Source organism: Catenulispora pinisilvae, from assembly GCF_015356865.1.
GTDB classification, from domain to species: Bacteria; Actinomycetota; Actinomycetes; order Streptomycetales; family Catenulisporaceae; genus Catenulispora; species Catenulispora pinisilvae.
The window spans coordinates 1-6,122 of sequence record NZ_JAAFZA010000393.1 but is presented as its reverse complement, the minus strand read 5'-3'; the positions used below and the strand labels follow the sequence as shown (position 1 = coordinate 6,122).

The 6,122-nt window shown below is 70.0% G+C and carries 7 protein-coding genes and 1 pseudogene; 2 read left to right on the top strand and 6 right to left on the bottom strand.

Annotated elements, in window-relative coordinates:
• The 4 genes and pseudogenes from IZR01_RS47540 to tsaB all read right to left on the bottom strand — a co-directional run.
• Window positions 1-202: pseudogene (locus tag IZR01_RS47540) on the bottom strand (hypothetical protein); the annotation flags it as partial.
• A complete protein-coding gene (gene tsaD, locus IZR01_RS47535; RefSeq protein ID WP_194899503.1) occupies window positions 199-1,248 on the bottom strand; it encodes a tRNA (adenosine(37)-N6)-threonylcarbamoyltransferase complex transferase subunit TsaD in 1,050 nt (349 codons plus the stop codon). The gene tsaD and the pseudogene IZR01_RS47540, both read right to left, overlap by 4 nt.
• Entirely contained in the window at window positions 1,245-1,715 is a 471-nt protein-coding gene (gene rimI, locus IZR01_RS47530) for a ribosomal protein S18-alanine N-acetyltransferase (protein ID WP_194899504.1), read from the bottom strand. The genes tsaD and rimI overlap by 4 nt, the downstream gene beginning before the upstream one ends.
• Window positions 1,716-1,731: 16 nt before the next feature.
• A complete protein-coding gene (tsaB, locus tag IZR01_RS47525; protein WP_194899502.1) occupies window positions 1,732-2,388 on the bottom strand; it encodes a tRNA (adenosine(37)-N6)-threonylcarbamoyltransferase complex dimerization subunit type 1 TsaB in 657 nt (218 codons plus the stop codon).
• A gap of 34 nt (window positions 2,389-2,422) precedes the next feature.
• On the opposite strand from tsaB, the gene IZR01_RS47520 reads away from it, so the two are divergent.
• Window positions 2,423-3,058, top strand: a complete 636-nt coding sequence (locus IZR01_RS47520; RefSeq protein WP_194899501.1) for a hypothetical protein — start codon at window positions 2,423-2,425, stop codon at window positions 3,056-3,058.
• A gap of 69 nt (window positions 3,059-3,127) precedes the next feature.
• Here the strand turns inward: IZR01_RS47520 and tsaE are convergent, their stop codons facing one another.
• Entirely contained in the window at window positions 3,128-3,676 is a 549-nt protein-coding gene (tsaE, locus tag IZR01_RS47515) for a tRNA (adenosine(37)-N6)-threonylcarbamoyltransferase complex ATPase subunit type 1 TsaE (protein ID WP_194899500.1), read from the bottom strand.
• A gap of 28 nt (window positions 3,677-3,704) precedes the next feature.
• On the bottom strand, window positions 3,705-5,435 hold the full coding sequence (locus IZR01_RS47510; RefSeq protein WP_194927698.1) for a hypothetical protein: 1,731 nt from the start codon (window positions 5,433-5,435) through the stop codon (window positions 3,705-3,707).
• 87 nt (window positions 5,436-5,522) lie between these two features.
• Between IZR01_RS47510 and IZR01_RS54945 the strand changes: the two genes are divergently transcribed.
• Window positions 5,523-6,122: hypothetical protein (locus tag IZR01_RS54945; protein WP_194927697.1), on the top strand; the 600-nt coding region annotated here is incomplete at its 3' end.

Here is a 6,122-nt window from a genome sequence, read left to right as displayed (position 1 = left end):
GGGTGGTGGGGGCCGTGCCTAGGTAGTCGATGACTACTACTACGCGTTCCCCGTCCTGGCCTACGGAGCTGTAGGCGTTATAGGACGCCACCTGCTCGTCCTCCCATAGGGGCGGGACGATGATGGCGCGGATCCACTCCTCCACCGCCGCGGCCTTGCCGGGTTCGCAGCGTACCTCCCACATCAGTGTCTCGTTCTTCATCGGACCACCACGTCCACGACCGACTGGGAGGAGTCGGAGGGGAAGTCGAGGTGCGAGGGGGCTCGGCCGCGGCGTACCAGTTCCGAGCCCAGGGCGGCGACCATGGCGCCGTTGTCCGTGCACAGGTTGGGGCGTGGTACGCGGACTCGGATGCCGGCCTTGGTGGCTCGTTCCTCGGCCAGGACGCGGAGGCGGGAGTTGGCTGCGACGCCGCCGCCGATCAGGAGGTGGTCCGCTCCGTTCTCCTTGCAGGCGAGGATGGCTTTGCGGGTTAGGACGTCTACTACTGCTTCCTGGAAGGAGGCGGCTACGTCGGCGAGGGGGATCTTTTCGCCGGCCCGTTCGCGGCGCTCCACCCAGCGCGCCACGGATGTCTTGAGGCCGGAGAAGGAGAAGTCGAGTGGGGCGTCGCGGGGGCCGGTGAGGCCGCGGGGGAAGGCGATCGCCTCCGGGTCGCCTTCGCGCGCTGCCTTGTCGATCAGCGGGCCGCCTGGGAAGCCGAGGCCTAGGACTCGGGCCACCTTGTCGAAGGCCTCGCCGGCGGCGTCGTCGATGGTCTGGCCGAGTGGTTGCACGTCGCCGGTGACGTCGGGCACGAACAGCAGTGAGGAGTGGCCGCCGGAGACCAGCATGGCGACGCAGCCCTCGGGCAGCGGGCCGTGTTCCAGCTGGTCCACGCAGATGTGGGCGGCCAGATGGTTGACGCCGTAGATCGGCTTGTCCAGGGCCAGCGCGTAGGCCTTGGCGGCGGCCGCGCCGACCAGCAGGGCGCCGGCCAGGCCGGGGCCGGCGGTGACGGCGATCGCGTCGATGTCGGCCAGGGTGACGCCGGCGTCGGCGAGGGCGCGCTGGACGGTCGGGACCATCGCCTCCAGGTGGGCCCGGCTGGCGACTTCGGGCACCACGCCGCCGAAGCGCGCGTGCTCGTCCACGCTGGAGGCCACGGCGTCGGCCAGCAGGGTGTTGCCGCGTACGATGCCGACGCCGGTCTCGTCGCAGGAGGTCTCGAAACCGAGGACGAGAGGTGAGTCCTTGAGTGCCGTCACGCCAGTGCCTTCCTCATGATGAGCGCGTCGTGGTTGCCGGGCTGGTAGTAGCCGCGGCGGATGCCGACGGACTCGAAGCCGTGGCGGGTGTAGAGGCGCTGTGCGGAGTCGTTGTCGGTGCGCACCTCTAGCCAGACCTCTACGCACTTCCTGCGCAGTGCCTCTTCTAGAAGCGCCCCCAGGAGGACTGTCCCGAGTCCCCGGCCCTGGTGCGCGCGGGCCACCGCGATGTTCTGGACCCAGCCCTCCATGGCGCCTTGGTCGGCGCCCGGCTGCGACATCAGGCCGGCGTATCCGGCGATCTCGCCGTCGTCTTCGGCGATGACGTAGTAGCGGGAGTGCGGGGCGTCCGCGAGTTCGGACCAGAACATCTCCACGGACCACGGGTCCTCGGGGAACAGGTCCTGCTCTATAAGGCGCACGGTCTCGATGTCCCACCACCGGAACGGACGCAGGGTCGCGGCCATCACGAGCACCGCGCCGTCAGCTTGTGGAGACACGCTTGCGGGTGCCCGGCTCGACGGCGTCCGGGCGGCGCAGGTAGAGCGGCTCGGGGAACATCAGGGAATCAGGGTCGCTCTGTAGACGCCTGATGGTGAGCTCTGCTAGAGCCCCTGCGGAGGGGTGTCGGGGTCCGATCGCCTTAGGGAACGCCTCCGGGTACAGGACCGCGCCCTCCCCCGCGACCGGAAGGCCGGTCAGCCGCTCGGAGATGAGCGACGGGTGCGCCACATCAGGTTCCGTCGAACGAGTGAAGCGATCCGTGTACTGCGCCCAGTAGACCTCTTTGCGGCGCGCGTCCGTGGCGACCGCGAAGGGTTCTTCGGTCTTGGTCTGATAAGCGACCACGTCGAGGGTGCAGACGCCGTGGATCGGGATGCCGAGCGCGTCGCCCAGGGCCCGCGCCGTGACCAATCCCACGCGCAGCCCGGTGAACGGCCCGGGCCCGACTCCGACCGCGACGCCGGTCAACTCCCCGGGTTTACGTCCCGCGGCGGTCAGGACCGCGGTGATGCCGGGTGCGAGCAGTTCCCCGGTGCGCCGGGCGTCCACCGTGGTGGATTCGGCGAGCACATGTGTGCCGTCGTGCAGGGCGACGGTGATGGCCGGGGTGGCGGTGTCGAAGGCGAGCAGGAGCACCCGCACAGCCTATCTTTCTGGCACCATACGACCCATGACCAGCCAGCAGCAGAACGCCCCGCGGTCATCGGCGCGGGTGAAGCGCAGCCGCGTGAACCCGATGGCCTCGGCCGCCCTGATCACGGCCGCGGCCCTGGTCGGCGTGGGTGTGCTGGCCGTCCAGGCGAACGGCTCGGCGCCGAAGGCCCCGGTGCCGGCCGCTGTCAAACAGCAGCCGGCGGCCTCGACGAACCAGGCCGGGCAGCCGGTCGCCCCGTCCGCGGACCCGTCGCTGGGGCTCCCCGCCGACAGCGGCAAGGGCAAGCGGGTGGTCTACAGCCTGTCCAAGGCGCGGATCTGGCTGGTCGGCGACGACAGCAAGGTGCAGATGACGGCGCAGGCGGTGCCGGGCACCATCACGCCGGACGCCGACACCTACAAGGTGTCGAAGTGGGTGACCAGCGGCAAGGCCTCCGACGGCGCGGCCGTGCAGTACGAGGTGTTGTGGGGCACCCGGCTGAGCCCGACGAAGTTCGGGTTCGACGCGATCGCCTCGCTGCCGCCGGACCAGATGCCCTCGAAGCCGGCCGCCGGGACGAAGACCGGCGGCGTGCGGCTGACGCAGAACGACGCGCAGGCGGTGTGGCAGTTCGCGACGGTGAAGGACATGCCGGTCGTCGTGGTGTCGTAGCCGTGGTGTCGTAAGGATGTCGCAGCGGCTGGTGCCGTGCGTCGGGGCTGGCGTTGTAAAGGCGCGCGATCAGCCCGCGAGCTCTTCGAGCGCGGCCAGGTCGGCGTCCGTCCACCGCTCCCCGATCCCGCGCACCACGACCCAGCGCACGTCGGAGTCGCCGGGCTCGTCGAGGTCTTCGGCGAACTCCCGCGAGATCACGATGTCCAGCCGGTCGTCGGCCAAGACCTCCGCCTTGCCCTCGCCCCACTCGACCACGGTCACCGACTCCTCGACGGCCGCGTCCAGGTCCAGGTCGTCGAGCTCGTCCAGGGAGCCGAGCCGGTAGGCGTCGACGTGGACCAGCGGGATCCCGCCAGCGGTGAGCGAGGGGTGCACGTGGGCGATGACGAAGGTCGGCGAGGTGATGGGGCCGCGCACGCCGAGCCCTTCGCCCAGGCCCTGGGTGAACGTCGTCTTGCCGGCCCCGAGGTCGCCGGTCAGCACCACGAGGTCGCCGCGGCGCAGGAGTGCGCCCAGGCGGCGGCCGAAGTCTCGCATGGCGCCCGCGGTCGCGACCGGGGTCTCCAGGACGGGTCCGGGCAGCCCGGGTCCGGCTTGGTCAGGGATCACCGACATGGGTCCACCGTACCGGGCGGCGCGAAGGTCACGGCGCGTAGACGAGCGCCGTCACCAATCCGGGGTCGGTCGTGGACCATATCGGGTAGAGCGTGGTGGCCGTGCCCTGGTGGCGGACTCCGGCGCTGTCCGACACGGAGAAGTCCACGTCCTGCCCGTAGGTGGTGGTTTGGCGGGAGTCGATCTGGAGCGTGCCGGGCTCGACGGCCCCGTTGAAGGTGATGGCCTGCGAGAACGCCGTCATGTCGGAGGCGGTCATCGCGTTGATGCGGGTGATGGTGGTGCCGTCTTTAGCGCGGCGCGCGTAGCCGGGGTCTGTAGAGCTCGTAACGCGGTACTTCAGGTCGTGGACCCAGTCGAAGGACCCTTCGAGGGTGGTGTCCTTCTTGCTGAGGATGGCGAGCGCCTGTGCCAGAGCCGCCTTGAGCGCTACCTCGGCAGAGGGCTCTGCGAGGGGACGTACTGCGTAGGGCTGGCTGCCCTGGGCTGCGGGGAAGGACGGCGAGGCGGGGGTCGGCGCGGTGGAGTGGGAGCCGCCGAATGCGGTGACGGCGATACAGAGCCCGAGCACTACTACGCATCCCGCCAGTTGGGGGATCCACAGTTCGCGCTTGAGGTCCGCTTCGACTTCCGGCTCGCGCACCGTCGGGAACGGCGATCCCAGCTGGTCGAGGGCCCAGGCTGCGAAGCCTCCGGCGGCGACTGCGGCGGCGGGGAACATGATGATCTCGTAGCGCATCCCCGCGCTGAAGCCGACTCCCGCGGTGAGTACGTATGCGGAAGCCAGGCCTCCCCAGAAGGTCGCGGCCAGGTCTTTGGTGAAGCGGAGTAGGGCCATGAGAAGGGCCGATCCGAGCAACACATAGAGAAGCCGGTCGTCGTCCCACATATAGCGCAGGTCCCCTGTGGTGACCGTACGTGCGTTGCGGAGTAGTTGCCGGACCACGCCGCTGAACGTCGTCTGGTCGCGCGTCACGATGCCCTGGGTGTCGACGTGCGCGACCGTTCCGAGCACCAGTTGCATCCCGCCGGTGACCACGACGGTGACGACCATGGAGCCCAGCCAGGGGTTGCGCCATGTCCGCTCTCTGACCAGGGCCCAGGCCCACCCCGCTACTGCCATCGCCGGCGCTAGTACGCCCACTTGGCGGGTCAGGGCCAGGGCGACTCCGGCGAAGCCGAGCCAGACCAGGTTGACGCGCGCCACGCGGCGTTCGATGGGCAGGTTGGCGACCAGGACTGCGGACAGCGCCAGGGAGAGGGCGTCAGTGGTCGCCCAGACCAGGCCGGTGACGGTGACGGTCAGGCCGAAGGCCCCGGCGATGAGGGCGGCCACCGCGGGACCGTAGAGGCGCTGGAGGACTCGCGCCGTGATCCAGCAGAAGGCGATGACGGATGCGCAGGGGACGTACATGGTCCCGTGCTTAAGGCCACTCACCCAGACGAACGGGATGGAGAGGAACGGATAGAGCGCCCGGGTCTTGACCATCTGCCAGGTGGGCTCGTTCCCTGCGAAGTACCACGGCGCCAGGCGCCAGCCGGTGGCGGCGCGGGTGCGGGTTACGGCGTCGGTGACGGAGTGGCCCATGTCCCGCGAGGTCATCGTCAGGTAATAGCGGCTGTCTGGAGGGTGTAGCCAGATGCCGCGGGTCGCCAGGGTGTAGGCGATCGTCAGTGCGAGCGGGGCCAGGACGAGGGCGAGCACGCCGAGGCGGACCCCCAGCAGTTCGTGACGCCACAGGCCGGCGGCTCGTCGCATGAGGGGCATATACCGCTTTTAGGGCTGATTACCCGCGTTCCGCCCCGGGCATGATCGGCGCCGAGGACTCCCGCACCGGAGGTGAGCATGAGGGCCTCCGTCGGGATGGCTGCGGGGCTGCTGCTGGTGGGCTTGTCAGGGTATGTGTTCCTGGCGGTCACCGGGCACTCCTCGACGCCCACTGATGCCGCCGCGCTGTCCTCGCTGTACTTCTTGGCGGGGCTGGTGACGCTCGGCGTGTTCGTCGGTTTGGAGCAGGAGACCAGCCGGGCGACGAGCCGGGCGGTCGCCGGGCGGCGGCCTTTGGCACCGGTGGCGCGGACGGCGCGGCGGCACGCGCTGTGTCTGTTCGCGATCACGGTGGTGGTGCTGGCGGCGCTTTCGCCGGTGTTGGTGTCGGGTCCGTTGCGGGGGCAGTGGGACCTGTTCGGGGCGTTGCTGCTGGCCGCGGGGGTAGGCGCGGCCTGTTATTGGGTGCGCGGGATCCTGGGCGGGCGGCAGGAGTTCCACGGGTATGCCGCGACGCTGGCCACGGAGGGGCTGGGACGGCTGGTGCCGTGTGTGGCGGTGTTCGTGCTGACCGGGCGAGGCGGGCCGGCGTGGGGGTATGCGTTGGCTTTCGCGGCGGCGCAGGGGTTGGCGTCGCCTGTCTCTTATAAACATCTGACGCTGCCGACGATAAGGCCC